Genomic DNA, 25,963 nt, shown 5'->3' on the forward strand with positions numbered 1-25,963 from the left:
AACTATTTGTTTACACATTGTGCTGAAAATAATAGCAGCACTTCTGATTAAGTAAATAATGCACGCCTGTTACAGAGAACCACGTTTTTGGTACGCCTTTTGTAGTTCAGATCATACATGAATCATGTCTCTAGGGAGGACGCCATGATTTCCGATCTGACCAAAATTGTCCATGGAGTGGTTCTGGGGAGCCCCAAGCCTGCAAAAGCACTGGCACAGGAGGTGGGCAAGCCCTACTCCACACTGCTGCGTGAGATCAATCCGTATGACGGCGGGGCCAAGCTGGGGGCGGACACGCTGCTGGAAATAATGCGGCAGACAAACAACATCGAGCCGCTGCGGTATATGGCCGAGCAGCTGGGGTACTCTCTGGAAAAACCGGAAAGTGAGAAATAAAAAAAGCGGGCAATGCCCGCTTTTTTCTTGCCCGTTTATGGTGCCGGTCTCTGGTCAAATCATGGTATACACGGTATAGTCACTGCTGAATCAGGAGGAACTCCGTGAGAATACTGGTGGTTGACGATGATACCGTAACCGTGAGCATGCTTGAGGCTCTGCTGCAGGAAGAAGGTCACGAAGTTGTGACCGCTTTTGACGGCCGTGATGTACTGGGCTGTCTGCAGGGCAACAGTCTTGATCTGGTGATAACGGATATATTCATGCCGGAACAGGACGGACTGGTAACCATTGCGCGTCTGCGTGAGGAATTTCCGCAGCTGCGTGTGGTGGCCATATCCGGAGGAGCTTCGGCTCTGGGCAAGGTGGACGCACTGAGAGCGGCCCAGCTGATGGGCGCCGATGCGGTGCTGGCCAAGCCGCTGCAGGCCGAACAGGTGCTGCGGGTGGTTAATGCTGTCAGCTCTGCTGAAAAAGGAACTTCCTTCAGCGGGATCTGACCCGTCGGAGTGCGCCTGCAGGGTGCCGCCCGCGGTGACACAAGGTGATATCTGACAGTGCTGACATGCGGCGGACTGCTGAAACGCCCTCTTCCTCACGGAAGGGGGCGTTTTGTGTTGCAGGCTGCGGCACGGCCGTTGTCCGGCGCCAATGCTGCATGGCTGTTCCGGCATTGCCGGAAGAATGTATGGCGGGGTGCGGCAGAACGTCAGGCGCGGCAGAACGTCAGGTATGCCGGATTGTCGGGTATGGCCGCTGTGTCTGCGTTGCTGCCGGACGGGGTACCGGACAGGCGGCAGACAGGCGGGCCTGCGGTGCCGGATGCAGGCTAAAAGACCGATGCGATGATGCCGCCCGCCAGAACCCTGCCTGCGGCATCGTAGACTGCGGCCACCTGCCCCGCAGCCGGAGGAGTATGGCTTGCGGCGAAAATCACCCGCATGGTGTCTGCCCCGTCTGCATCGGGAGTTACCTGCGCGGCAATCATGGTCTGCCTGTAGCGTGTCTTTACATAGACGGCATCAGGCCACTGGTCGGGCGGCACCAGTGTGTTCACCCCGACACACCGGCAGCCGCGGGCAGTGAGTTGCTTTCTGGTGCCCACCACCAGCGCATTGCGTGAAACGTCTTTTTCCAGCACATACAGCGGCTCGCTCCATGCAATGCCAAGGCCGCGCCGCTGCCCTTCGGTATACTGCCACAGACCGTTATGGTGTCCCACCACATGGCCGTCACGCAGAACCATGGGCCCTGCTCCGGGCAGTCCGGCTGCATGGGCCGTCAGGTATGCGCGGTAATCATCGCCGGGGATGAAGCATATTTCCTGACTTTCCGACGGCAGCGGTGGAACTATGCCGCGCTGCTTCAGATGCGCTCTGACATCCTGCTTGCGCCAGCCGCCCAGCGGAAATACGGCACAGGCCAGACGGTGTTGCGGCACAAGCGACAGAAAATAGCTCTGATCTTTGGCGGGGTCGTCTCCGCGCCACAGCGAGACCGTATTGCCGGGGCGCGGCAGATCGGGCTGCAGGCGGGCGTAGTGACCTGTGGCGATGGCCTGTGCCCCCAGTTTGCGGGCCGTGTCGGCCAGCAGTCCGAATTTCATGGAGGCGTTGCACCGTGCGCAGGGGTTGGGAGTTCTGCCCTGTCTATAAGCATCGATAAACGGCTCGATGACGTGCTTTCTGAATGCCGCGGAAAGGTCTTCAACATGAAAATCTGCCCCGAGCGCGCGGCAGGCCTTTTCTATGGCCCGGGTATTGTGCGCGGTGGTTTCGGGGGTATCGTGCGGAGAAAGAAAGTGCGCGTGCAGCGCCGTGACCTGATGACCGGCCTCCAGCACCTGAAGCAGGGCGAAAAGCGAGTCGGTTCCGCCGCTGACGGCTACTGCAATATGCATGATGTGCTCCGTGCCGGAGTGTGCAGATAAAAGCCGCACACGGCACGCTTGCCGTGCCGTGTGCGGAATACCTGCCGGTTGTCTGCGGCCGCAACGGGTGCCCCGTGTGCGGACGCCTGCCGCAAATGCGGCGTTATATCTGTGCCACGGGGGTGCGGCCTATGCGTTGTTCAAGCACATGGGCCACAGAGAGCAATGTAGCTTCGTCAAAGGCCTTGCCCAGAATCTGCAGCCCCACAGGCATGCCTGATTCCGTTCCCGTACCCACAGGCAGAGAAAGACCGGGCAGCCCCGCAAGGTTGAGAGATATGGTGAAAATATCCAGCAGATACATGGTCAGGGGGTCGCCGGACATGGCTCCGTGTTTCCATGCTGTAACGGGCGAAGCAGGGCCGCAGATGACATCGCACTGCTCAAAGGCTTTTTCAAAATCCTGCAGAATAAGCCTGCGGACCTGCGCGGCCTTGCGGTAGTACGCATCGTAGTAGCCGGAAGAAAGCACATAGGTGCCCAGCATGATGCGGCGCTGCACTTCGTCGCCGAATCCTTCGGAACGGGAGTTTATGTACAGCTCGGGCAGTGAAGCCGCGTTGTCCGAGCGGTGCCCGAAACGCACCCCGTCGAAGCGGGCCAGATTGGAGCTGGCTTCGGCCATGGCCACGATGTAGTACACCGCAATGGCGTGCCGGCTGTTCGGCAGGGATATGTCGACCAGAGTGGCACCCAGTTCTTCGGCTTTTTTCAGGGCTTCACGGCAGCAGGAATCCACCTCGCCGGAAAGTCCTTCACCCCAGTATTCCGCCGGTACGCCTATACGGAGTCCGGCAAGGTCGCTGCGGGAGCCGAGAGCGGCCAGATAATCATCCACCGGTCTGTCGGAACATGTGGTGTCGCGGGCATCGTGTCCGGCAATGACGGCAAGCACTCTGGCGGCGTCTTCCACGCTGCGGGTGACAGGACCTATCTGGTCCAGCGAAGAACCATAGGCCACCAGCCCGTAGCGTGAAACGCGGCCGTATGTGGGCTTCAGCCCCACGCATCCGCAGAAGGAGGCAGGCTGGCGCACGGAGCCTCCGGTATCGGTACCCAGCGATGCAAAACACTGACCGGCGGCCACGGAAGCGGCAGATCCGCCGGACGAACCGCCGGGTACTCTTTGCAGGTCCCACGGGTTGTGGGTGGTTTTAAATGCCGACTTTTCGGTGGAAGACCCCATGGCGAATTCATCCATGTTGGTCTTTGCCAGAATGACGGCACCTGCATCTTTAAGGCGCGACACGGCGGCGGCATCAAAAAAAGGCACGTAATTTTCCAGTATGCGCGAGCCGCAGGTGGTGGCAACACCGCTGGTGCTCAGTACATCCTTGACGGTGACGGGCACGCCCCACAGGGGTTTGGCGGGGTCATAACCCGCGGCGTCCATGGCCCGGGCTTCGGCCAGCGCTTCTTCGCAGCGGGTGGCCAGCAGCGCGTGCACTGCCGGTTCGGTAGCTTCGATGCGGTCTATGCATGCTCTGACGGCCTCTTCGGCTGTCAGTGTGCCCTGTGCCAGCGCGGCGGCGGTTTCAGTAAGTGTCTGTGCGTATATCTGGGCCATGAATGGTCATCCTTGGGTATGATTCTGGATTACGGTCTGCTGAAGGAATTAAACAATGCGCGGCACGATGAAGAAGGTGCCGTCTTCTTCGGGGGCATTGGCCAGCACCTGTTCGCGTGAACAGTGCCGCTGCACCTCGTCTTCCCTGTATACCGTGGCATGCTGCACAGGGCTGTACAGCGGGGCTACCCCGTCTGTGTCCACTTCGTTCAGGGTGTCCATATATTCCAGAATCTGGGCGAACTGTCCGGCGAACAGTTCTTTCTTGTCTTCGTCCAGCTGCAGGCGGGCAAGACCGGCAATGGCCGCCACCTGTTCCTTTGAAATGCTCATGCGTCGTATCTCCTGCCGGTGCGGGCGGACGGCAGGGCCGCCCGTCTTTGCCGGTGCGTGTCTGTCATAACGTTAGTTGCCGGCTTTTTGCTGGCGCAGTATTTCAAGCCGCTGATTGTGCCGTTCGCGGACCCGCTTGAGCCTGCTGGCAAAAGCGTCTTTGTCCAGCGGCACGGCGCCGTCAGCGGAAGGCTGAAACAGAAACAGTTTCTGCGAAGCGTGCCCGCCGGCATCCCACCGGATGGGGGCCATGCTGAAATCCATCATCTGCGCTTCGGCGATGCGGGCGTTGACCGTGGCGGCGTCTGCCGTATCTTTCAGGCCGAGGCGCGCCCCGAAGCGGACAAAATCATACCCGAGTCCCGACCAGAAATCAGGAGTACCTGTGCCTGCCTCCTGCATGCCTTCGGCAAGCTGGCGCGCGGCGGGGCTTTCCAGATGGGGGTTCCACGCATCGGGAAAGACGGCAAGCCCGAGATTGCGCACATCGACGTTGTTTTTGGCCGCCAGAGTGCGTCCCCACAGGCTTGACCCCAGCAGCACCAGCCGGTCTTCCTGATAAAAGAAAAAGTAGGGAATCAGCACTTCGGTTGCTTTCCAGCCGTCGGGCAGAAACACGGCCTGAAAGGGGGTGTCGGGCGGCAGAGCGTCCTTTGCGCCGGCCGCACCAAGGAATCTGCGGACAGATTCGCCCCATGAGGTGACATCCGCCGGGTTGTATGATGCATGATGCAGACCTACACCCTGCGTTGCAGCCTGCTGCGAGAAAAGATCACGCATTCTCCTGCCGAAGGCTTCTTCCGGCACCATGACTCCCATGGAGTCGATGCCCAGTCCGCTTACGGCGAACTGCAGCAGCGCGTCTGTCTGGTCTGTGGCGGCAGGAAAAAAGCGCCATGCCTGTGTGCCTTCGACTCCCTGATCCAGAGAGGCCAGAAATGTGAAGAACACGTGGTTGCCGGTCAGTCCCTGCCGCTGCGCTGTCTGGAATATATCGGACCGCAGCGGGCCGCCGACCAGTGTGTATCCTGCGGGCAGCTGCTTCAGTTCCTTTTCCCAGCCGGTGGCGTCGGTATTGATGATGCGCAGGCTCAGGTTCATGCCGTCCTGTGCCATCTGCCATTGTGCGGTGCCGGCACCGCGGGCCACCTTCCAGCCGATGCCGCTGTAAGGACCTGTCAGCGGCAGACACAGGGCTATGCCCTGTTCCGGCCTGCCGTATTGCTGTTCCAGCGGCGCCAGTATGCTGTCTGCCAGTCCTTCGGAAGCAAGCTTTGCATGTGCGCGCAGATAAGCCAGCGACTGCCAGGCCTGCGGCCATGTGGCCGTGTCGGCTGCCAGTCTGCGGGCCTGCTCCAGTGCTATGACCGCATAGGGGAAGCGCGGGGTGTTGTCTGCCGTCAGTGTGTCGGAAAGCTGCTTCAGCGCAGCCGCATCGGCGCGGCCGAGGTCGGCGAAAAGACGCTTTTCCAGTTCCGCGCGCACTGCATTGTCGGGCGCTTGCAGCCAGATACCTTCCAGCTGCACTGCGGCGTCCTGTGCGGCTTCATCGCGGATGAGCAGCCGGGCCAGAGTCAGGGCGGCGTCGATGCGCAGCGTCCACGGAGCGGCAGCGTCTCCGGCAACGGCTGCCGCGGTTTCCTGAGCCTGTGCGCTGTCTTTCATGTGGTGCACGGCCGCGCGCCATGCCTGCCGCCAGGGCTGCATGGTCCGGGCGTCTTCTCCCTGCAGCCGTGCCGCGGCACGCCATTGTTCCAGCGCATCCAGCGCCAGATGGGCATGATTGTTGGCAGCTGCGCTCAGCGCAAAGAGTTCAAGCACGCGCAGGCGTTCTTTAAGTGTCAGGGTGTCGCTGTCCAGCAGACTTTTGGTCAGGCGCTCGCTGCGTGCGTAGTCGCCGCCGCTGTAAGCCTGTGCAGCGTCGGAAAGCAGATCATCAGCCACCGGAACTGTTGTCTGTTCGGGCGGGGTAAGAACCTTTTTTGAAACACAGCCGGATGAAAAGGCGATCATGGCCGCCATCAGCATGGCGGCGACAAAGGCGGACCGGCGGAAGAATGGGGTATGGCGCATCGGAGTAGCTGTCCGTAAGGTTTCTGCCGGCAGCGGAGTCCGGCTTTCAGAATAAAAAGAGGCCTGGATGATATCGGTCATGAAAAAGGCCTGACCCGCGGAAATGCGGATCAGGCCAAGCTAATCATGTTCCGGCCGGAATGCAAGGCCGGAGCGCGTCACCCCGCGCTAGTTCTTTACTTCGGTGTAGTCGGCATCCACCACATCTTCGTCCTGAGATGCCTTTGCTCCGGCGTCACCGGCTCCGGCTTCTGCGCCTGCGGCACCCTGAGCACCGGCCTGCTGCTGTGCATACAGCTTTTCAGCCAGCTTGTGCGATGCCTGCGAAAGCTCGTCGGTAGCCTTTTTAATGGCGTCCACATCGCTGCCTTCCATGGCGGTCTTCAGCGCTGCGGTTTTGTCTTCGATTTCCTTTTTCAGGTCGGCTTCCAGCTTGTCACCAAGGTCGCTCAGCGACTTTTCGGTGGTGTAGATAAGCGAGTCGGCCTGATTGCGGGCTTCGATGAGTTCTTTCTTCTTTTTGTCTTCATCGGCATGCGCTTCCGCTTCTTTGACCAGATTCTGGATTTCGTCTTCGGAAAGACCGGAAGAAGCAGTGATACGGATGGACTGCTCTTTGCCGGTGCCGAGGTCTTTAGCGGAAACGTTTACAATACCGTTGGCGTCAATGTCGAAGCTGACTTCAATCTGAGGCATACCGCGCGGTGCGGCGGGAATGCCGGTCAGTTCAAAGCGGCCCAGAGTCATGTTGTCGGACGCCATGGGACGTTCACCCTGCATCACATGGATGGACACCGAAGGCTGGTTGTCCGCGGCGGTGGTGAATGTCTGGCTCTTCTTGGTCGGAATGGTGGTGTTGCGCTCGATAAGGCGCGTGAACACTCCGCCCAGAGTTTCGATACCCAGCGAAAGCGGGGTCACGTCGAGCAGCAGCACGTCCTTGACGTCACCTGCCAGAATGCCGCCCTGAATGGCTGCACCCATGGAGACAACTTCATCGGGGTTCATGGAACGGTTGGGTTCCTTGCCGAAGAAGTCAGCAACTTTTTTCTGCACCAGCGGCATACGGGTCATACCGCCCACCAGAACCACTTCGTCCACTTCAGAAGCGGAAAGACCGGCATCGGACAGTGCTTTGCGGCAGGGTTCGATGGTGCGTTCCACCAGATCTTCCACCAGCTTTTCCAGCTTTGCGCGCGAAAGCTTGATCATCAGGTGCTTGGGACCGGTCTGGTCGGCAGTGATGAACGGCAGGTTGATTTCCGTTTCCATGGAGGTGGAAAGGTCTTTTTTGGCTTTTTCTGCTGCTTCCTTCAGACGCTGCAGAGCCATGCGGTCGCGGGAAAGATCTATGCCGTTTTCGCGGCGGAATTCTTCCACAAGGTAGTTGATGACACGCTGGTCGAAGTCTTCGCCGCCGAGAAAGGTGTCGCCGTTGGTGGCGCGCACTTCAACCACGTTGTCGCCCACTTCCAGAATGGAAATGTCGAAAGTGCCGCCGCCGAGGTCGAATACGGCGATTTTTTCGTTGGCTTTTTTGTCAAAACCATATGCCAGCGAAGCAGCCGTGGGTTCGTTGATGATACGTTTGACATCAAGACCGGCTATGCGGCCTGCGTCCTTGGTGGACTGGCGCTGCGAGTCGTTGAAGTAAGCGGGCACGGTGATGACGGCTTCGGTCACGGTTTCGCCCAGATAGGCTTCCGCGTCGGCTTTCAGCTTTGCCAGCACCATGGCGGAAACTTCGGCGGGGCTGTACTTGCGGCCTTCGATTTCCACATAGGCGTCGCCGTTGGGACCTGCCACGATCTGGTAGGGGGAATGTTCCTTCCAGCGGGCCACTTCGGGGGCGTCGGCCTTGCGGCCCATCAGACGCTTGATGGCAAAAACCGTGCGTTCGGGGTTGGTCACGGCCTGACGTTTTGCAATGTCACCCACAAGGCGTTCCTTGTCGGTAAAGCCCACCACGGAAGGTGTGGTGCGTCCGCCTTCGGGGTTGGTGATGCACTTGGGGTCCTTGCCTTCCATGATGTAGACACAGGAGTTGGTGGTCCCAAGGTCGATACCAATAATCTTGCCCATTATACTAATCCTCCTCAAGAGATCGATATTGAATCTGCCGGCTCTGCGGCGGTGAATTTTTCGTTTCGAGGGAAAATTAAGACTGTTTTTCAGACGGGCAAGGGGCGGGATGCTTTTTTTTTGCACAAAAGCGGGATGTTGACGTGTTTTTGGCGGAATATATGCCGTGTATACGGCATGTTGAGGAAATGCCGCTTTTTGTTTCGCAAACAGGGCCTGCCCTAACATGCCGGTATTGCAGGGCCTGCACGGTATGCCGCGGCTGCCCGCTAAGAAGGAAAGGAAAAGTGCGTCTGCAGCAGCAGCCAGTTGCCGTCATAGCACTTGAGTACTGCGGACAGGCGCAGGGCCACATGCACCTCTTCCTGTCCGAGGGCGAACAGCGCACGGCAGGCGGCCACCACCCAGCCGGTGTCGCCTTCTGTTCCGGCATGGTGCCATACTATGTCTATTTCCGCCCTGTCGAATGACAGAAAGTCGGTGGCCAGCCCTTGGCGCATGGCATCGGGGCCCACGTAGTTCTGTTCTCTGTCGGTGCCGATGGCGGCAATGGCCTGAGAAGGGGCATAGCACGCGACCACGTCTTCCACGTGCCGTGCGGTGTACGCGGCGATAAAGCTGTGTATGCGGTCCAGCGGTGCGGTAGCTGCGTTCATGGCGACCTCCGGATGAGAGCTTTTTATCAGCCATACGCTGTTTGTGCGAATTATGCCAGCCCGACGCAGGCTGCGGGCCGGAAGTCTGCCGGAACCTGTCCGCTGCGGTGTATGGCGGAAAGAGCTGTGGTGCGGGGCGGGGGACGTATGGCGGCAGCGCAGCGGATATGGCGCGGCCCAGTGCCGCGGAAGCTGAAAACCGGCAGCCGGAATAAAGCGCGGCCTGCGGTGCGTCAGTGCGCACCGCAGGCCGCGGTGTTGAAACTGTATGAGTCTTTGCGGGAAGTGACCGGACGGAACAGCGCGGATCAGGCGCTGACAGTGACTTTGGCGGGGCGCAGCAGGCGCTCCTTGAGGCGGTATCCACGCTGCATGACGGCGATGATGGTGCCTGATTCCGTGCCGGGAGCCTCTTCCTTGCTTACGGCCTCGTGCAGAGCGGGGTCAAAGGGCTGGCCTTTTTCGCCCACGGGCTGCAGGCCGTGACCTGCCAGCGCGTCCAGAAAGAGCTTGCGGGTCATTTCCACACCCACTGCCATGTTTTTGCAGGCGGGGTCGGATGAACCGTACTGCAGGGCAAGGTCAAGGTGGTCAAGAGTGGGCAGCAGGTCGGAAAGCACTTTTTCCGCGGCATATTTCAGATGTTCTTCACGTTCGCGTTCCAGCCGTTTTTTCACGTTTTCCAGCTCGGCCAGTGCACGCAGGCGGATGTCTTCGGCCTTCTGGTGTTCGTCACATGCCGGACAGACTCGTTCCCTGCACAGGGCTGCCACTTCTTCGCCGGTCAGCGCGTCAGCGGCGCCCTGTGCCGCCTCCTGCTCCGCACCGCGGGCGGCTTCGGCAGCCAGTTCTTCGTTTTCTGCAGGTATGTCACGGGTTTCGTCGTTCGCCATTTTTGAAGAATCTCCTTTATATTCAAAACATCGGCATAGCCGTCATGATGCGCGTACAGAACGCCCCCGCCGGAGCGGGCACGTTTCAGAACAGCAGGGCGGCTGCGGCTCAGTCCGAATGTTCGGTGCCGAACCTGTCCTGCAACAATGTAGTAAGGGTCTTTGAGATACAGTCAACTACCGGCAGTACCTGCCGGTAGTTCATGCGCAGCGGGCCCAGCACGCTGACAACCCCTGCGGGAGAGGCCTGCTGCAGTCCCCCGTACGGGGCGGAAACCACGCTGCACCCCAGAGGCGCGGTGCCTTCGTTTTCGTCTTCCTGTCCGAAGCTGACCGTCACCGAATCGCTCAGTATGGCTTTGTCCAGCAGTTCCAGAATGCTGTTGCGTTCTTCAAGCAGCGCCAGCATGTCGCGTATGCGGGTATGGTCTGTAAATTCCGCCTGATCAAGCATGTTCAGCGTACCGTTGACAAAGACCTCGCGGTCGTCGTCCATATGCTCGAAAGCCAGTCGGGCCAGTCCGAGAGCGCGGAAATACAGCGCTTCAAGATGCGCTTCCGCCGCCTGCAGTTCGCGCGCCACACGCACCCGTGCCTGAGACAGCGTAAGCCCTTTACAGTATTCATTCAGGTAGTTGCCGTAGCGTACCAGTTCGTCCTGCGTTACCGGTGTTTCCACGCTCAGCACATGATTGCGCACCAGCCCGCCTTCCAGTACCAGTACGGTGAGCACCAGCGTGTCACTGATTTTAACAAAATCAATGGTATGCCAGCGCACTTCGTCTCTGCTGGGGGCCAGCACAACGGCCACCTGACGTGAGTGTGCCGAAAGCATGCGCGAAGCCTCGCGCAGCATGTCGGATATTTCCAGTCCGTGGGTTGTCAGTTCGTTGAGAATGGCTGAACGCTCGTCGCGGGAAAGGGGCCGCGTTTTGAGCAGTGCGTCAAGATACAGCCGGAACCCGCGCGCTGTGGGAATGCGTCCCGCCGAGGCATGCGGCTGCGAAAGATACCCCTTGTCAGTCAGTTCGGCCATGGTATTGCGCATGCTGGCGGCGGAAAGCCGCAGGCCGGAGCGTCTGGCCACGGAAACAGACCCCACTGGGGCGGCCGTGGCGATGTAGCGCTCTATGATGGTGGCCAGAATTTCGGCCTCTCTGTGTGCCAGATTCATGCGTTTCTCCCGTGGAGCAGGGCCATGGATGACAGGCCGGCAGCGCCGTCCGCATCATGCAGACAGCCCGGAAGGTTGTCTTATGACTGCCTGAAGCGGTAACAACGGGGGAGCCACCTGTCAAGGCGGATAACCGCAACCTATGAATCCGCAAGGAGTTCCAGTGCGTCCAGTACTGCGGCGGCATGACCGTCCACGGTTACGGGCGACCATACGCGGCGCAGTATGCCTGCCGGGTCGATGAGAAATGTGGACCGCACAATGCCCGGCGATTCTTTGCCGTAGCTCTTTTTCATGCGGTAAACACCGTATGCAGAGGCCGCATCTTTTTCCTTGTCGGACAGCAGCGTAACGGCAAGTTCCTGTTTCTGCGCAAAATTACACAGCGATTTCAACGAATCAGGGCTGACACCAACCACGGTGCAGCCCAGCGCCTCAAACCGCGGCAGCAGATCAGTGAAGTCTTTGCCTTCGGGCGTGCAGCCGGGGGTGTTTGCCCGCGGGTAAAAATACAGCACAAGCCACCTGCCGTTGAAAGACTGCAGGGTATGCGTGGTTCCGTCCTTGTCTGCCAGTGCGAAATCGGGGGCGGGCGAACCTTCTGCCGGCATGCCGGCCGGTGTGACGGACATGGGTGTTCTCCTTGTTTGTCCGCCGCGATGTAAAAGACTGCGCGGCGGTGTCTGCTACCTTGAAGCGGGTCTGCCGAACATCTGCCGTAGCAGACCGCCCACATCTTCCAGCGTTTCAATTCCGGTATCGGCCGGTTTTTTCAGCAGGTTGCCGACACCTTTTAAAATGTTTCCTGTAAATCCGGCCACATCCAGCCCGTATGACGGCGCTGCAAGCGGCCCTGTGATGCTGACGGGAATAACGGGCAGCCCTGTTACATGCAGTCGGGCCTGATAGTTCACGGTGCCCGACGGCAGATCGGCCCAGCCCGCCCCCGTGCCGCTCAGGTCGTAGGAGGTGAGTTTCATGTCATTGTTTGTCACCCTGCCGGAAACAATGTCAAATGTGCCGGTCAGGCTGTCGAAACGCTGCTGTCTGGCGGCCTTGTCCAGACGTTTGACCTGACTTTCCTGCCGCAGGTGGGACGAGGCTTCCGCGGGAACTATCTGTACGCCGTGTACAACCCCTTCGGTGAGTGACACCGATCCGTTGCCGGACAGCGACGGCGCAAGGGCAGCCCACTGCAGGCCTTTTCCCTGAACGTTCATTCTGGTCTGCAGTATGCCTGAAAGCAGCTTTCTGCCCGCCAGCACGGTCACGGGTTGTTCCACCTGCAGACCGGAAACGTGCAGTGCGCCGCGCACAACCGGCAGGGCGGCGGTGGTGTCTGCACCGGCGCTCAGGGTCACGCGTCCGCCGTAAGCTGCCATGTCCAGCGGGTCGATGCGCAGTACGCCGTCAGCGGCGAGGGCACGGGCAGTCAGGCCGGTCACTTCCAGCCCGCGGGCCTGCAGTGTGCCTATGCTCACGTTGCCGTCCAGCCGGAGCCTGCGCAGCCGTTCGCGAGATGCGGCGTCAGCGCCGGTGGTGTCTGTTCCGCCGGCTTGCGGCGCAACAGACTGTGCAGCGGGTGCAGTGCCGGGCATGGTGCTCTGCCGCCGGTCAGCTTTGCCGGACGCGGGCTTGCCGGACGCCGACTTGCCGGTCTGCTGCGGCTCGGCGTTTTTCATGCTCTGTTCCTGCGGCAGGTACATGTCCAGATTCACCTTGTCTGCGGCCAGCGCAAACCGGATATCAGGGGACACTCCCGGCACCAGCGTGGCATTGCCGGAAAAGGCGGTCTTGTCGAGACGCCCCGTCAGCCTGTGCACGGTCAGCCTGTCGGCTGCTGCGGTCAGATTGATATCTGCCTGCAGTGCAAGGGCTGTATCATCCGGCAGTTGCAGCGGCATGCCCAGCTGTTCCAGCGTGCGGCGCAGGGGCGATTCCGCATGGATCGATACCTGCACCGCATTGCGCATCAGGTCGGCCGAAATCGTGCCTGTGAGCGTCGAGTCCATGGTGCTGATGCGCAGACCGTTTGCCGTGACAGTCATGTCCGGCATGTTGAAGCGCAGATCGCCCGCGGCTTCCAGAGTGGCCCTGCCGGAAGGGACCGACGGCCCCGAAGCCGTGATGCGCAGGCTGGTGCCGGCTGCGGTTACGGTTTCCAGCGTTTCGCCCAGCTCCAGACGGGTGGTCAGCGAGGCCGTGCCCTGCATGTCAGGGCTGGTCAGCAGCCAGTTTCCTTCAAGGCTGATGTCCGATGTCCTGCCGGGGGCGATGGCAGTGGTGGTAAGTGATATGCCGGTGGCGGCCGCCGCAAGACCGGTCTGCATGTCAGTGTATTGTACCGAGGCATCGCGCACCTGTACCGACTGCACGCTGAACGCGGCCAGACCGGCTCCCGCAGCGGCCTGAGACGCGCCGGATGGTGCGGTGTCTGTTCCGGCGGGGGGCAGAGCATTGCCGGCCGGTGAAAACAGCCAGTTAGGCGCACCCTTGACATTGCGCATGAGGTGGACCGAAACACCCGACAGCACCACTCTGTCTATGTGCAGTTCTTCGTGCAGCAGAGGGCGCAGCCGGGCATGCAACTGCAGGTCTTCGGCCCTGAGAAAGGCGTCTTCGCCGAAGCCGGCGGGGTTGCCCAGCAGCAGCGGGCCGGTGCTGATGCCTATCCACGGAAAGAGCGACAGTTCCAGCGTGCCGGTGAGCACCAGAGTGCGGCCCGTGGCTTTCTGCACTTCGCGTGTGATGAGGCTTTTGTAATCATTGGGGTCGAATGTGGCCACAAATATACCGGCGGCACCCGCCAGCAGGGCAAATAGAACCAGTATGATGACAGACACCGTGCGCAGGGGGCTTTTCATGACGCGGCCTCGTATATGCAGCTTGAAATATTATCATAAACAGAAGAAACGGCCGCAGTATACGTGATGGAAAGCAGGGCGGCAAGGCGTTGCGGAGCCGGTGCTACTGACCGCGGGGGGCCGGGTCTTCTGCCTGCTGGGCAAAGCTGTTCTGCAGGCCGGCAATCTGGTTGTCGGTAAGTGACAGAAATTCAAGCCCCACGCCGGGGATTTTGCACCCCTTACCCCAGCGCTGTACCTGACACACCTTTGCCACCACCGGTGTTTTGTCCTCCAGATCGACAAACTGTATCCACACCTGCGTATCCGGTTGCCATACCGCCACGGAAAAAACAAAGCAGCCCAGAACAGAAATGTTCATGGTGCATGTTTTTACCGTGGTCTGCGGAGTAAACAGGGCAGACGTGGACATGAGGATGTTGAAATGGACGTCGAGGCGTGCATCGCGCCGGATGGTGCGCGGGGAAAAGTTTTTGCAACGCGTTTCTATAAACCGGCGCACGTTTTCATGCGGGTCACCTTCCTGTCCCAGAATGATGATGCCTGTCTGCTTGTCCGGACGGGCGTGCAGACAGGGGTACAGGCTCAGAATATTCTGCAGTTCGTTGCGGCCTTTGCCCGCCATGCGCAGCAGTGTGGGCATGTCGATCAGTACGCCGTTGAACGGTTTTTCACGCAGCGCTTCCAGCGCCGCCTGCGTATCGTGCACCTCGTGCGCTTCCACGCGGAGCGTTTGCAGTACGGCCCTGTAGGGGGCTGCTTCCTCGGTATCTTTGGCCAGAATAAGAATGCGCATGGTAGTATCCTGTTATCTTTTATGCTGCACGGAAATGCGCCATTGTCAATAATAAGCTGCAGCCGCCGCATGCACCGGCAGCCGGAAACGCTGGCAAGCCTCGTGGAAATGCTGTATCTGCCTTCGGATGAGCACCTTGGCGCAAAAAACGTTTTCCGTTTCTGTCTCACGCAGCCGCACTCCGGCGCTGATGATTCAGGGCACCTGCTCCAATGCAGGTAAAAGTATCCTCACTGCGGCCCTGTGCCGTATTCTGCTGCAGGACGGTCTGTCTGTGGCGCCTTTCAAGTCGCAGAACATGGCACTCAATTCATTTGTGACCCCCGACGGTCTTGAGATCGGGCGCGCTCAGGCCGTTCAGGCGGCGGCGTGCCGGCTGGAACCTGACGTGCGCATGAATCCGGTGCTGCTCAAACCCAGTTCCGATACGGGGTCTCAGGTCATTGTCATGGGCAGGCCGGTGGGCAACATGCGGGTGCGCGAATATATGGCCTATAAACCGCAGGCTTTTGCCCGGGCCTGCGCTGCATATGATTCGCTGGCGGACGAACATGACGTGATGGTGCTGGAAGGGGCCGGCAGCCCCGCCGAAATCAACCTGAAGCAGCACGACATAGTGAACATGGCCATGGCACGCCATGCACAGGCCCGGGTGCTGATTGCCGGTGACATCGACCGCGGCGGAGTCTTTGCCGCGCTGGTGGGCACATGGGAACTGCTGGACCCTTGGGAACGCGATCTTGTGGCCGGTTTTGTGCTGAACATGTTCCGCGGTGACGCCTCGCTGCTCGAATCCGCTCTGACGTATGTGACGGAACGCACCGGCTGCCCGTTTTACGGTGTGGTGCCGTATGTTTCCGGTCTGGGACTGCCCGAAGAGGATTCCGTTTCCTTCAAAGAGGCTCTGCGCGGTTCCTGTGGCGGCATGCCGGAAAGTGTTTGGCCGCACGGAATGCTGGAAGCGGTACTTGTCGACCTGCCGCACATCTCCAACTTTACCGATGTGGACGCTTTGCGCGCGGAACCCGACGTGCGCTTGCGGGTGGCAGGTACTGCGGAGGCGCTGGACGCCTGCGGAATGCCGCATCTGCTTATTGTTCCCGGCAGTAAGAACACGCTGGCCGATCTGGCAGCGCTGGAAAATAGCGGCATGGGGGCCCGCATCCGTGCTCTCGCCGGGGCAGGATGTCCCGTGGTAGGCATCTGCGGGGGCTTTCAGATGCTGGGAACATCAGTAACCGACCCGCACGGTGTGGAGTCCGGCGCCCGCAGCCGCGAAGGACTGGGGCTGCTGCCTGTGGAAACCGTGATGGGCCGGCATAAAACGCTGGCCCGCACTGCGGGGCTTCACTGCGATACGGGATGCCGTGTGAGCGGGTACGAGATTCATCACGGAAGCACCACCGCAAACGGGCCTGTGCGGACAGTGCTGCGCGATGACAGCGGTGCTCCGCTGGGACTGGGCGACACTGACGGTGCGGTTTGGGGAACCTATCTGCATGGTATTTTTGATGAAGACGATTTTCGCCGCGCGTTTCTGGATGCGCTGCGCCGCCGCGCCGGACTGGAACCGGTGGGACGGGTGGTGGCCCCATACAGCATTGACGGCGCGCTGGACAGACTGGCGGCCGTGGTCAGGAGCAGCATGGATATGACTGCCCTGTACCGTGTGCTGGGATTGTAGCGGGGCGTTGGTGCCGGAGGCCGCAGCCTGTCTGGGGCAGTCTGTCTGGGGCAGCCGGTTTGCTGCGGGTGCCGGCTCCGGTCCGGCGGTACCGGGCGGGTGCGTTTTGGGGCGTACCCTTTACGCGGGCAGTAAAAAAACAAGCGCCGCGGACGGCGCTTGTCTGTCAGGCTGCGGGGGGACTGGTTTGCGCGGGAGGCTCAAAAAGGTTCTGGGCCACGGCGGTCTGCAGTTTGGCAGTGTATTTGGGGTCGTATTTCTGTCTGTCTTTGGCCAGATGCGCGGCCGCGGTCATGGGATCCATGGCTTTGGCGTAAGGGCGCTGACAGATCATGGCGGAAAAGGAATCAGCCACGGCGGCAATGCGGCCCATGCGGCTGACGCGGTCGGCTCCGAGCTTTTGCGGATAGCCCGAACCGTCCAGCCGTTCGTGGTGTTCCATCTGCGCCTGCCGCATTTCGTCAAAGGCCAGCCCCAGCTTATGCATTATCTTTGCGCCGATAAGCGGGTGCGGCGTTATTTTGTCGCGTTCTTCCAGCTTGAGAGGAGTGGTTTTGGAAAGGATGAACGCCGGCACCTTTGCCATACCGAGATCGTGCAGCAGCAGCGCCAGCGCGGCCCTGTCCAGCAGGCGGCGCTTGAGGGTGGCGTCAGTTTCGAGCAGCAGCCACAGCCCCACAAAAAGCGTGTTCAGCGAGTGGCTGACCAGCGTGTGGGTGCGGCTGACGCGGCGCATGAAAGACCGCAGGCGGTGTCTGTCCTGCCATATGTATTCCGTAAATACCATGACATCGCGGTAAAAGAGATCAAAGACCGGTTTAACCGGCTGCTCCAGAAAATCGCTCAGCCGCTGGCCCAGTGCCATTATGCAGATTTCGGCCACTTCTGCTGGTTTCAGGTTGTCATCCACCAGTACCAGATCAAGCTGCTTGATGATGTGCTTGGAGTAGATGGCCCTGTCTGACCGCGCCACAAAGACATCGCCGCCGATGCACAGTTCGCGCAGCTGTTCTATATTCTCGTTGGAAAGCCGCTCTCCCTTGCGGAAGAGCGGCTGGAGCTGTGCGATGTCTTCTCGAAAGCGGAACAGGTCGAGCGGCGGCCTGTACTTCGGGAAGCTGTTCAGAATCTCGATACTGATCTGATAATATTCTTCCGAAATATTGTCAGGTATGGTCGATTTTACCGCGCTCATGTTCTATTTTCTGTATATTTTTACCAGGTTGGTGCCGCGGGGGTTTTCACCGGGCTTGGGCTGTCCTGCTGTTATCACCACTTCGGCCCCGTCTTCAAACTGCGGCGCGTTGTCCACAAAGAGTTCGGCACGCTCAAGATGACCCGGCAGTGTTTCATCAACCTTGTGGGGCCATACGCCCCATGAAAAGTTGAGGAAGCGCAGCGCTTCGTCATCGGGAGTAAGCGCATGGATGGTCTGACGGGGTCTGCGGGCGGATAGCACCCGTGCCGCGCTGCCGGACATGCTGTGTGCCACTATGGCACCCGCGCAGGTCTTGTCGGCCAGCAGACATGCGGAATAGGCCAGAAAATCAGGTGTCTTCTGCTCATCAAGCGGGGGCAGCACAGAAGACTGCTCCAGATGCAGCTCTTCGGCCGCGCGGACTATCTGCCGCATGAACTGAACCGTCTCCACAGGGAAGTTGCCCATGGCCGTTTCTTCCGACAGCATCACGCAGTCGGCACCGTCCAGCACCGCGTTGGCCACGTCAGTGGTTTCGGCGCGGGTGGGGCTGGGGCTGTTGACCATGGAAAGCAGCATCTGCGTGGCAACGATAACCGGTTTTGCCTTGCGGTTGCAGGCGCGGATGATGCGCTTCTGCATGGCGGGCAGCTCGGGCAGGGGGCATTCCACACCCAGATCGCCGCGGGCCACCATGACAATGTCTGTCACTTCCAGAATTTCTTCCAGCCTGTCCACGGCGTTGCGCCGTTCCAGTTTGGCAATTACAGGCACGTTGCGGCCTGCCGCCTTGATGAGTGCCTTGGCTTCGGCCACATCTTCGGGCGTCTGCACAAACGAAAGCGCCACGGCATCCACGCCCATGCGCAGCCCGTCCTGCAGATCTTTTTTGTCTTTTTCGGTCAGGGCGGCCAGGTGGATAGGCTTGCCCGGCAGGGCAAGGCCCTTGCGCGAGGTTATGATACCGCTGTTGTTTGCCACCAGACAGAACAGATCGGGGCCGACCTTGCTTTCCACATGGAACTGCAGTCCGCCGTCGCTCAGCACCACCCTGTCGCCCGGTTCCATGCCGTCAAGAATTGTCTTGTGCGTGAACGGAACGAAGGGTAATCCGTCTGCCGCCGCCTTGCCGGGAATGCCCAGCAGGATACGGTCGTCCTTTGCCAGCGTCAGGGCGCCGTCCGGCAGTTCACCTATACGGATTTTAGGGCCGGAAAGATCCTGCAGCAGGGTTATGGGTGTCTGGTATTCCGCCTCCAGCTGTCGCATGAGAGCAATCAAATCAACAAACTGCGAGGCGTCACCATGTGAAAAATTGAGCCGGAATATGCGTACTCCGGCCTGAATCAGCCGTGAGAGGGTTTCCCGGCCCGAAGAGGCAGGGCCCACTGTTGCGATTATTTTCGTTCTCATAAGGCCGATTCTTTTTCAATTGCCAGCGCTTGTCAAGCGTCTTGATTCATTCTGCCGTTCTCTTTTCTGTAAAAATCACGCGCACTCATTGACACACGCCAACATATAATAGATGGGGTGGTAAAGTGTGGTAAAACGTGGTAGAGGACGCAGTATGAGTTTCAAGGGACGTTCATATCGCAGTCTGGACCCTAAGGGCCGGCTGATGCTCCCTCCGGAGGTTCGCGATGCATTACTCGCGGTTAGCCCCGAAGGCAGGGTGTCCCTTACCACGTTTGACGGCTGTCTTGTGGCCTATACCCCCGAAGACTGGGAAAAGTTTGAGGCGGGTTTTGCCCGCATAAAAAATCCTTCGCGCAAAATGCGTGACTTCAGGCGGCTGGTCATAGGCGGAGTGGAAGAACTCTGCGTGGACAAACAAGGCCGGGTCAAACTTTCAAGAGCGCATATGGAATACGCGGGCATCACGAAAAAAGTGGTGATCGTGGGGCAGGGCAGCCGGTTTGAAATCTGGAGCGAAGAAGAACTCGAAGCGGTGATAGGTCAGGACTTCGGGGACGTGACGGACGAACTGGCGGAAAGCGGTGTGGATTTTCCCATCTGAGGCAACAGTACAATGCGAGGCGACTTGTGACGGCAGACAACGGGCATGACAACAACCGGCATCAGTACACAGCTCATGTTCCTGTGCTGCTGGACGAGGTGCTGCATTATCTTTCGCCGGTCAGGGGCGGGCGGTATCTGGACGGTACGCTCGGTCTTGGCGGACACAGCGAAGCGATAATGAACCGCTGCGGCGGAGATGCCTGGCTGCTGGGGCTGGACCGTGACCGCGAGGCGCTTGCCGCCGCATCCGGAAGGCTTGCTCCTTTCGGCGACCGCGTGACCACCCGCTATGCCTGTTACAGTCAGTTTGCCGCCATCATGGACGAAATTGGCTGGACCGGGCTGGACGGGGCGCTGATAGACATCGGTGTTTCCTCTATGCAGATAGACACTCCTTCCCGCGGATTCAGCTTTTACGCTGACGGCCCGCTGGACATGCGCATGGACCCTTCCGGTGATATGCCGTCTGCCGGTGTGCTGGTGAACACAGGCAGCGTGGAGCGTCTTAAGGAAATCATAAGCACGTACGGCGAAGATCCCATGGCGGGCAGGATAGCCCGGGCCATCGTGGACGCGCGTGCCCGCAATCCCATAGAAACCACGGCCCGTCTGGCCGAGGTGGTGGAAAGCGCCTATCCGGCAAAATGGCGGGCAAAATCCCGCAACCATCCGGCAACGCGCACGTTTCAGGCGCTGCGCATGGCCGTGAACGGAGAGCTGGAGGAACTGGAGACCTTTCTTGCCGCCATCGTCGACAGGATGAATCCCGGCGGACGCATTGTGGTGATCACCTTTCATTCACTGGAAGACCGGCTGGTCAAAAACGCATTCAGAGATGAAGCCAAGGGCTGTCTGTGCCCCAGGCATATTCCCGTGTGCGTGTGCGGCAAAAAGCCGCGGGTCAATGTGCTGACCCGCAAACCGGTGACCGCGGGGCAGGCGGAGCTGCAGGCCAACAGCAGGGCCTCCAGCGCCAAGCTGCGTGCCGCGGAGCGGATTTAAGGCGTTGTTATGCAGAAATACGGAAGCTGGATACTGGGCATGGTGCTTTCGCTCATCAGCGGACTGGTGCTGGGGTTGACACTGGTGTGGCTGAATGTGGAGCGGGTGGACATGGCCTACGGACTCAAAAAGCTGCAGGTGGAACTGGACAGCAAGCAGAGTCATGCATCCAAGCTGGAGGCGGAGCGGGACAACCTGCTTTCGCCCTACCGGCTGCGCGAACTGGCGGAAGGTCTGGGGCTGGGGCCCGCAAGACCGGGCCAGATACGCAGGCTGGAAGAGTAGCGCGGGCGGCAGGTATCCGGGGAGAGGGGTGCCGCGCACGGAGCTGAAATTTTCTGAACGGGGGGAGGCCGTACCGGCGGTGCGCAGGCACAGCCGGAGCATGAGCAGGAGAAACAGGCGGTGTTGAAAAGCAGAACTGCCGCGAACAAAAAGCTGAAGCGCCAGCCGAAAGCCGTACCCGCCAGTCCTCCAAAGGACAGAAGCGGTATACGGCTTGTGTCCGTTGCGGCGGTTTTTGCACTGCTGTGGGCGGGGCTGTGGGCCCGCGCATGGTATGTCCAGCTCATTGACGGTCCCCGGCTGGCGGCTATGGCCAGCAGACAGCATCATGCCACAGAACTGGTCACGGGCCAGCGCGGCGATATTCTGGACAGAAACGGACTTGTGCTTGCACGCAGTGCCGATTTCAAATCTGTTTTTGTACGCCCCGTGGAAGTGGCCGACCGCAGAGAAGCCGCCCGCGTGCTGGCTAATGCGCTGGGCAGAACCTATGCGGAAATGCTGACCAAGGTCTCGCGCCGCAGTTCTTTTGTGTGGGTGGCCCGCGAAGTGGATGACAAGGCCGCGGCGCGCATCCGCCGTGCCGGTGTGCCGGGCGTTTATCTGACCACGGAATACAGCCGCCTGTATCCTTACCGTCAGCTTGCCGGCAGGCTGCTGGGGTTTGTGGGTACCGATGACAAGGGGCTGGAAGGGCTGGAGCTGGCTTTTGACGAGTATCTGACCGGTCAGAGCACCAGACAGGTGGTGCAGCGTGATGCGGCGGGACGGCGTCTGTATATGGACGGTGCGGGCTTTGCCGAAGGGCTGAAAGGCAAAACCCTGCGGCTGACGCTGGATGCCCAGATACAGTTTTTTGCAGAAGATGCACTGGCTGCCGCGGTGCGCCGTTATGAGGGGGCCTGGGGCGGTTGTCTGGTGGTGGACGTGCCCACGGGCGACATTCTGGCCTGGGCGGAGTACCCGCCGTTCAACCCCAACGCCTACAAAGGCTATGCGCCCTCCATGTGGCGTAACCGGCTGGCCATGGATGCGCTGGAACCCGGTTCCACCGTAAAGCCTTTTCTGATTGCCGCGGCCATGGAAGACGGGCTGGTGCAGCCGGACAGTCTTTTCTTCTGCGAAAACGGCCGCTGGAAGCTGCACGATGTGACCATCCGCGATACCAAGCGGCATCAGTGGCTTACCGTGGATAAAGTGCTGCGTTACTCCAGCAACATCGGCATGGCCAAGATAGGGTTGGAGATGGGCGCCGCCAGATACTACGACTACCTTGACAGACTGGGGTTCGGCAGGCGTCCCGACGTGCCGCTGCCCGGCGAGGGGCGCGGTATAATCCGGTCGCCGGGTGAATGGCGCGAAGTAGATCTGGCTGCCGCGTCGTTCGGTCAGGGGTTTGCCGTCACAGGAGCTCAGCTGGCCAAAGCGTATCTGGCTCTGGCCAACGGCGGCGTAACCAGACCGCTGCGGCTGGTGGACGACGGCGGGCAGAACCAGCCCCGTGGAGAGAGAATTTTTTCGGAGCAGACGTCAGCCGCGGTGCTGGCCATGCTGCGCGAGGTGGTGGAAGGCGACGGAACAGGGCGGCATGCCGATATAGCCGGTCTGGACGTGGGCGGCAAAACCGGCACAGCCCAGAAAGCCAGCAGAAGCGGCAGCGGCTACGGCGACGAATATGTGGCTTCGTTTGTGGGGCTGGTTCCGGCGCTCAATCCCCGCCACATTGTGGTGGTCACAGTGGATAACCCGCGCAAGAGCCACTACGGCAGTGTGGTGGCGGCACCGGTTTTCAAATCTGTTGTCAGCAGAACGTGGGCCTACCTCGGACTGCTGCCCGAATCTCCGGCGGATGCCGGCGGTCTGGCTTCGGCAGACGCTCCCGAGGTTTCCGGACGTGTCATGCCTGTTGCCGGTTCCTTCGGGCGGCCTTCGGCCGTTGTGGCCGCCGCGGATGATCTGACCGTGGTACCGGATGTGGTGGGGCGCAGCCTGCGCAGCGCCGTGGAAGTTTTTGCCCGTAAGGGGCTTATACCGGAAATTAAAGGGCACGGGGGCACCGTTGTGCGGCAGCAGCCCGCGGCAGGGTCGCCGTGGCCGGATAATATAACAGAATCACAGTACGTACTGTGGGTTATGGAGCAGTCCTGACCATGAAAAGCACACTCTCATTCGACGCGCTTGCCGCAGCGGTGCGCGCCGGACTGCTGAACATCCGTATTGATTCACGGAAAGTACGGCAGGGCGATGTCTTTGTGGCCCTGCCGGGGTCTTCCGTGGACGGCGGGGCGTTTATTGCCGATGCGCTTGAGCGCGGAGCGTCATATGTGGTCTGCAGACCCTGCAGCGTGCCGGTGCAGACCGGCGGCGCGGCCGTGGTTGTGGCCGAAGACCCGCGCACGGCTCTGGGGCTGCTGGCTGCCGCACGCTATGATACTGCCGATACGGGGTTTCCGCTTGTGGGCATCACGGGAACCAACGGCAAGACAACATGTACTTATCTGCTGGACCATCTTTTCCGCACTGCCGGGCACGTCACCGGTCTGCTGGGCACCGTGAATTTCCGCTGGCCGGGGCACGACGAAGCCGCGCCCATGACCACGCCCGACTGCGTTGAACTGCATTCCATGTTGTCGGACATGCGCGATGCGGGCGTCGAAGCCGCCTTCATGGAAGTTTCATCACATGCACTCGACCAGCAGCGGGTTTCCGGCGCTCGTTTTGCCGCGGCGCTGCTGACCAATTTAACGCAGGACCATCTGGATTATCACCACGATATGGAAGCCTATTTCAGCGCAAAATCCAGACTGTTTCTTGAACTGCCAGACGAGGACAAAGTCTGCGCGGTGAATGCCGATGACCCGTACGGGCGCAGGCTGCTGCCGCAACTGGGCCGCGGTGTGGGCTATTCGGTACAGGGTACTGTTGTGCCGGACTGTCAGGTGCTGCAGGCCACCATACTTTCAAGCGGGCCCGATGGGCTGCATCTGTCCATGGATTTTGAAGGGAAGACATGGGAGCTGCGTTCGCCGCTGGTGGGCGCGTTCAACGCAAGCAATCTTGCAGGGGTGCAGGCTGCGGGGCTGGCCATGGGGCTGCCCGTTGAAGCCATGCAGGGGCTGGCAAGCTTTTCCGGTGTGCCCGGCCGCATGGAGCGCATAGAAAATGACAAGGGTCTCAATGTGTTTGTCGATTATGCCCACACGCCGGATGCACTGGAAAATGTACTCAGGGCGCTGCGGGCCGCAGGTTTTGCGCGGGTCATAGCCGTGTTCGGCTGCGGCGGCGACCGTGACCGTACCAAGCGTCCGCTTATGGGGCAGGCCGTGTGCCGTCATGCAGACGTGGCGGTACTGACTTCTGACAACCCGCGCACCGAAGACCCGGTGGCCATCATGGCCGATGTCAAACCCGGTCTGGCACAGTGCGACCATGTGGTGGAAGAGCCCGACAGACGCAAGGCTCTTGCCGCGGCGGTGGAAATGGCCCGCCCCGGCGATGCCGTGCTGGTGGCCGGAAAGGGGCACGAGGATTATCAGGTGATCGGCACCACAAAGATACATTTCAGTGATCAGGAAACCCTGCGGGAGCTTTTGGCGTGCGCATGAATCTGGAACAGATACGCGACGCTCTGGGCGCCGTGGGAACGCTGGGCGGAGCGGACATGACCGTGCCTTCCGGTGTGCAGACCGACAGCCGGTGCGTGCGCGACGGCGAATTGTTCTTCTGCATATCCGGCGAACGGTTTGACGGGCATACCTTTGCGGCGGAAGTGCTGGAAAAAGGTGCCTGCGCCGTGGTTGCCGAAAGACCTCCTTTTTCCATGGATGAAATGCAGGACAGGCAGGACCGTCCGGTGCTTATCGTGCCGGACACCGTGGCGGCGCTGGGCAGGCTGGCGCTGCACCACCGTATGGGGGCTTCTGCCGTGGTCACCGGCATCACCGGCACCGCGGGCAAAACCACGGTGAAGGAACTGCTGGCCCATGTGCTTTCCGTGCGGGGCGCAACAGCCAGAAATCATCTGAACAGAAACAATCAGATAGGGTTGCCTCTTTCCATGCTGGCAGCTACCGGCGACGAGCGCTTCTGGGTGATGGAGGCGGGCATCAGTCAGGCTGCGGACATGGATGAACTGGGCAGCGTGCTGCGCCCTGATCTGGCGGTGGTGCTTAATGTGGGACAGGGGCACCTGAGCGGTCTGGGCGACAAAGGCGTGGCCCACTACAAGGCCCGTCTGCTGAAGCATATCGCGCGCGGCGGTGTGGGACTGGTGAGTGCCGATTATCCCGACCTGCTGGCGGAAGCCCGTAAAAACTGCGGAGAACTGCGGCTGTTTTCGGCTGTGGATCCTGCAGTGCCGTATTTCTGCGAATATGCCGGTCCGGCGGGTGAAGGCCGCGGGCTGTACCGTGTACGGCTGGAAAGCCGCGAATTTGAGACCGAAGCTCCCTTCCGCGGAGCCTACGGTGCCGAAAACGTCATCGCCGTTGCTGCCGCAGCCCATATACTGGGCCTGACCAGTGCCGAAATAGCCGAAGGGCTGCGCACTGCCGAATTGCCGCAGCAGCGGTTCAACTGCCGTCGTTACGGCCGGTGGCTGGTCATTGACGACACCTATAACGCCAACCCGCTTTCGGCCGGACGCATGGTGGAATCAACGGCGGAAAACGCCTGCGGAGAGCCTGTGGTCTTTGTGATGGGCGAAATGCTGGAACTGGGCGAAGCCGCCGCGCAGGCTCATACGGAACTCGGCAGAGCACTGGGAAGGGCGTGCCCCGCGGCCGTTTTCTGGAAAGGCGACCACGGCGGGCATGTGCAGGAAGGACTGCACGCCGAGGGCTGGAACGGCCCGTTTGTGCCCGTGGCCGATGCAGGAGCGTTTCTGCGTGCTTTCGGTGCGCTGGGCATCGCTTCCGGCACGGTCTTGTTTAAAGGATCGCGCAGCAACAGGCTGGAGACGTTTGCGGAAGCCTTCTGCAGTGCAGTCCAGAACGGTCAGGAAGGGAGATAA

22 protein-coding genes are annotated in these 25,963 nt (G+C 60.4%); 9 read left to right on the forward strand and 13 right to left on the reverse strand.

The annotated features are described in order from the left end of the window. Window positions 1-144: 144 nt before the first annotated feature. On the forward strand, window positions 145-396 hold the full coding sequence (locus ACZ5D1_RS04155) for a phage regulatory CII family protein (protein WP_011367055.1): 252 nt from the start codon (window positions 145-147) through the stop codon (window positions 394-396). Window positions 397-500: 104 nt separating this feature from the next. Next, on the forward strand, window positions 501-896 hold the full coding sequence (locus ACZ5D1_RS04160) for a response regulator (RefSeq protein WP_011367056.1): 396 nt from the start codon (window positions 501-503) through the stop codon (window positions 894-896). A 329-nt stretch (window positions 897-1,225) separates the two neighbouring features. Here the strand turns inward: ACZ5D1_RS04160 and mnmA are convergent, their stop codons facing one another. From mnmA to ACZ5D1_RS04215, 11 genes are all read right to left on the reverse strand, one after another. Next, window positions 1,226-2,296, reverse strand: coding sequence for a tRNA 2-thiouridine(34) synthase MnmA (gene mnmA / locus ACZ5D1_RS04165; RefSeq protein WP_027181514.1), 1,071 nt, complete (start codon window positions 2,294-2,296; stop codon window positions 1,226-1,228). 133 nt (window positions 2,297-2,429) lie between these two features. After that, on the reverse strand, window positions 2,430-3,893 hold the full coding sequence (gene gatA / locus ACZ5D1_RS04170) for an Asp-tRNA(Asn)/Glu-tRNA(Gln) amidotransferase subunit GatA (RefSeq protein ID WP_011367058.1): 1,464 nt from the start codon (window positions 3,891-3,893) through the stop codon (window positions 2,430-2,432). A gap of 48 nt (window positions 3,894-3,941) precedes the next feature. Beyond that, complete coding sequence (gatC, locus tag ACZ5D1_RS04175) at window positions 3,942-4,226, reverse strand: Asp-tRNA(Asn)/Glu-tRNA(Gln) amidotransferase subunit GatC (protein WP_011367059.1); 285 nt, start codon at window positions 4,224-4,226, stop codon at window positions 3,942-3,944. A gap of 72 nt (window positions 4,227-4,298) precedes the next feature. Continuing rightward, on the reverse strand, window positions 4,299-6,380 hold the full coding sequence (locus ACZ5D1_RS04180) for an ABC transporter substrate-binding protein (RefSeq protein ID WP_011367060.1): 2,082 nt from the start codon (window positions 6,378-6,380) through the stop codon (window positions 4,299-4,301). An 87-nt stretch (window positions 6,381-6,467) separates the two neighbouring features. Continuing rightward, window positions 6,468-8,381 carry a molecular chaperone DnaK gene (gene dnaK / locus ACZ5D1_RS04185; RefSeq protein ID WP_011367061.1) on the reverse strand — a complete coding sequence of 638 codons (1,914 nt, stop codon included), beginning with the start codon at window positions 8,379-8,381 and terminating at the stop codon, window positions 6,468-6,470. 269 nt (window positions 8,382-8,650) lie between these two features. Then, complete coding sequence (locus ACZ5D1_RS04190) at window positions 8,651-9,037, reverse strand: nuclear transport factor 2 family protein (RefSeq protein ID WP_011367062.1); 387 nt, start codon at window positions 9,035-9,037, stop codon at window positions 8,651-8,653. A gap of 308 nt (window positions 9,038-9,345) precedes the next feature. Beyond that, window positions 9,346-9,930: a nucleotide exchange factor GrpE gene (gene grpE, locus ACZ5D1_RS04195; RefSeq protein ID WP_464556006.1), complete on the reverse strand. Its 585-nt coding sequence runs from the start codon at window positions 9,928-9,930 to the stop codon at window positions 9,346-9,348. A gap of 109 nt (window positions 9,931-10,039) precedes the next feature. Next, window positions 10,040-11,104: a heat-inducible transcriptional repressor HrcA gene (hrcA, locus tag ACZ5D1_RS04200; protein ID WP_011367064.1), complete on the reverse strand. Its 1,065-nt coding sequence runs from the start codon at window positions 11,102-11,104 to the stop codon at window positions 10,040-10,042. A gap of 140 nt (window positions 11,105-11,244) precedes the next feature. Beyond that, entirely contained in the window at window positions 11,245-11,736 is a 492-nt protein-coding gene (locus ACZ5D1_RS04205; protein ID WP_464556007.1) for a peroxiredoxin, read from the reverse strand. 54 nt (window positions 11,737-11,790) lie between these two features. Next, window positions 11,791-13,968, reverse strand: coding sequence for an AsmA family protein (locus tag ACZ5D1_RS04210; RefSeq protein ID WP_464556009.1), 2,178 nt, complete (start codon window positions 13,966-13,968; stop codon window positions 11,791-11,793). Between the two features lie 103 nt (window positions 13,969-14,071). Then, on the reverse strand, window positions 14,072-14,764 hold the full coding sequence (locus ACZ5D1_RS04215; RefSeq protein ID WP_464556011.1) for a PilZ domain-containing protein: 693 nt from the start codon (window positions 14,762-14,764) through the stop codon (window positions 14,072-14,074). A gap of 190 nt (window positions 14,765-14,954) precedes the next feature. Here ACZ5D1_RS04215 and ACZ5D1_RS04220 point away from each other — a divergent pair, with 190 nt between their 5' ends. Then, window positions 14,955-16,448, forward strand: coding sequence for a cobyric acid synthase (locus tag ACZ5D1_RS04220; protein ID WP_464556520.1), 1,494 nt, complete (start codon window positions 14,955-14,957; stop codon window positions 16,446-16,448). Window positions 16,449-16,614: 166 nt separating this feature from the next. Here the strand turns inward: ACZ5D1_RS04220 and ACZ5D1_RS04225 are convergent, their stop codons facing one another. Next, entirely contained in the window at window positions 16,615-17,643 is a 1,029-nt protein-coding gene (locus ACZ5D1_RS04225) for an HD-GYP domain-containing protein (protein WP_011367069.1), read from the reverse strand. 3 nt (window positions 17,644-17,646) lie between these two features. Further along, window positions 17,647-19,059: a pyruvate kinase gene (pyk, locus tag ACZ5D1_RS04230; RefSeq protein ID WP_464556012.1), complete on the reverse strand. Its 1,413-nt coding sequence runs from the start codon at window positions 19,057-19,059 to the stop codon at window positions 17,647-17,649. 154 nt (window positions 19,060-19,213) lie between these two features. On the opposite strand from pyk, the gene ACZ5D1_RS04235 reads away from it, so the two are divergent. The 6 genes from ACZ5D1_RS04235 to ACZ5D1_RS04260 all read left to right on the forward strand — a co-directional run bounded on the left by ACZ5D1_RS04235 (window position 19,214) and on the right by ACZ5D1_RS04260 (window position 25,963). Further along, entirely contained in the window at window positions 19,214-19,663 is a 450-nt protein-coding gene (locus ACZ5D1_RS04235) for a division/cell wall cluster transcriptional repressor MraZ (protein ID WP_011367071.1), read from the forward strand. 26 nt (window positions 19,664-19,689) lie between these two features. After that, on the forward strand, window positions 19,690-20,667 hold the full coding sequence (rsmH, locus tag ACZ5D1_RS04240; protein ID WP_011367072.1) for a 16S rRNA (cytosine(1402)-N(4))-methyltransferase RsmH: 978 nt from the start codon (window positions 19,690-19,692) through the stop codon (window positions 20,665-20,667). A 9-nt stretch (window positions 20,668-20,676) separates the two neighbouring features. Continuing rightward, window positions 20,677-20,952, forward strand: a complete 276-nt coding sequence (locus ACZ5D1_RS04245; protein WP_011367073.1) for a hypothetical protein — start codon at window positions 20,677-20,679, stop codon at window positions 20,950-20,952. Between the two features lie 120 nt (window positions 20,953-21,072). Further along, window positions 21,073-23,100: a penicillin-binding transpeptidase domain-containing protein gene (locus ACZ5D1_RS04250; protein ID WP_464556013.1), complete on the forward strand. Its 2,028-nt coding sequence runs from the start codon at window positions 21,073-21,075 to the stop codon at window positions 23,098-23,100. 2 nt (window positions 23,101-23,102) lie between these two features. Continuing rightward, window positions 23,103-24,557: a UDP-N-acetylmuramoyl-L-alanyl-D-glutamate--2,6-diaminopimelate ligase gene (locus ACZ5D1_RS04255; protein WP_273194089.1), complete on the forward strand. Its 1,455-nt coding sequence runs from the start codon at window positions 23,103-23,105 to the stop codon at window positions 24,555-24,557. Further along, a complete protein-coding gene (locus tag ACZ5D1_RS04260) occupies window positions 24,554-25,963 on the forward strand; it encodes a UDP-N-acetylmuramoyl-tripeptide--D-alanyl-D-alanine ligase (protein WP_464556015.1) in 1,410 nt (469 codons plus the stop codon). Before ACZ5D1_RS04255 ends, ACZ5D1_RS04260 begins: the two co-directional genes overlap by 4 nt.

The sequence above is a fragment of the Oleidesulfovibrio vietnamensis genome (genome assembly GCF_055388115.1).

Bases quoted from the DNA above. Each gene is read 5' to 3' on its own strand.
- pyk (WP_464556012.1), bottom strand. From the start codon at position 19,059: ATGAGAACGAAAATAATCGCAACAGTGGGCCCTGCCTCTTCGGGCCGG.
- dnaK (WP_011367061.1), bottom strand. From the start codon at position 8,381: ATGGGCAAGATTATTGGTATCGACCTTGGGACCACCAACTCCTGTGTC.
- ACZ5D1_RS04215 (WP_464556011.1), bottom strand. From the start codon at position 14,764: ATGCGCATTCTTATTCTGGCCAAAGATACCGAGGAAGCAGCCCCCTAC.
- ACZ5D1_RS04205 (WP_464556007.1), bottom strand. From the start codon at position 11,736: ATGTCCGTCACACCGGCCGGCATGCCGGCAGAAGGTTCGCCCGCCCCC.
- ACZ5D1_RS04225 (WP_011367069.1), bottom strand. From the start codon at position 17,643: ATGAGCGCGGTAAAATCGACCATACCTGACAATATTTCGGAAGAATAT.
- grpE (WP_464556006.1), bottom strand. From the start codon at position 9,930: ATGGCGAACGACGAAACCCGTGACATACCTGCAGAAAACGAAGAACTG.
- ACZ5D1_RS04190 (WP_011367062.1), bottom strand. From the start codon at position 9,037: ATGAACGCAGCTACCGCACCGCTGGACCGCATACACAGCTTTATCGCC.
- ACZ5D1_RS04235 (WP_011367071.1), top strand. From the start codon at position 19,214: ATGAGTTTCAAGGGACGTTCATATCGCAGTCTGGACCCTAAGGGCCGG.
- mnmA (WP_027181514.1), bottom strand. From the start codon at position 2,296: ATGCATATTGCAGTAGCCGTCAGCGGCGGAACCGACTCGCTTTTCGCC.
- hrcA (WP_011367064.1), bottom strand. From the start codon at position 11,104: ATGAATCTGGCACACAGAGAGGCCGAAATTCTGGCCACCATCATAGAG.
- ACZ5D1_RS04210 (WP_464556009.1), bottom strand. From the start codon at position 13,968: ATGAAAAGCCCCCTGCGCACGGTGTCTGTCATCATACTGGTTCTATTT.
- ACZ5D1_RS04245 (WP_011367073.1), top strand. From the start codon at position 20,677: ATGCAGAAATACGGAAGCTGGATACTGGGCATGGTGCTTTCGCTCATC.
- ACZ5D1_RS04255 (WP_273194089.1), top strand. From the start codon at position 23,103: ATGAAAAGCACACTCTCATTCGACGCGCTTGCCGCAGCGGTGCGCGCC.
- gatC (WP_011367059.1), bottom strand. From the start codon at position 4,226: ATGAGCATTTCAAAGGAACAGGTGGCGGCCATTGCCGGTCTTGCCCGC.
- gatA (WP_011367058.1), bottom strand. From the start codon at position 3,893: ATGGCCCAGATATACGCACAGACACTTACTGAAACCGCCGCCGCGCTG.
- ACZ5D1_RS04220 (WP_464556520.1), top strand. From the start codon at position 14,955: ATGATTCAGGGCACCTGCTCCAATGCAGGTAAAAGTATCCTCACTGCG.
- ACZ5D1_RS04155 (WP_011367055.1), top strand. From the start codon at position 145: ATGATTTCCGATCTGACCAAAATTGTCCATGGAGTGGTTCTGGGGAGC.
- ACZ5D1_RS04180 (WP_011367060.1), bottom strand. From the start codon at position 6,380: ATGACCGATATCATCCAGGCCTCTTTTTATTCTGAAAGCCGGACTCCG.
- ACZ5D1_RS04260 (WP_464556015.1), top strand. From the start codon at position 24,554: ATGAATCTGGAACAGATACGCGACGCTCTGGGCGCCGTGGGAACGCTG.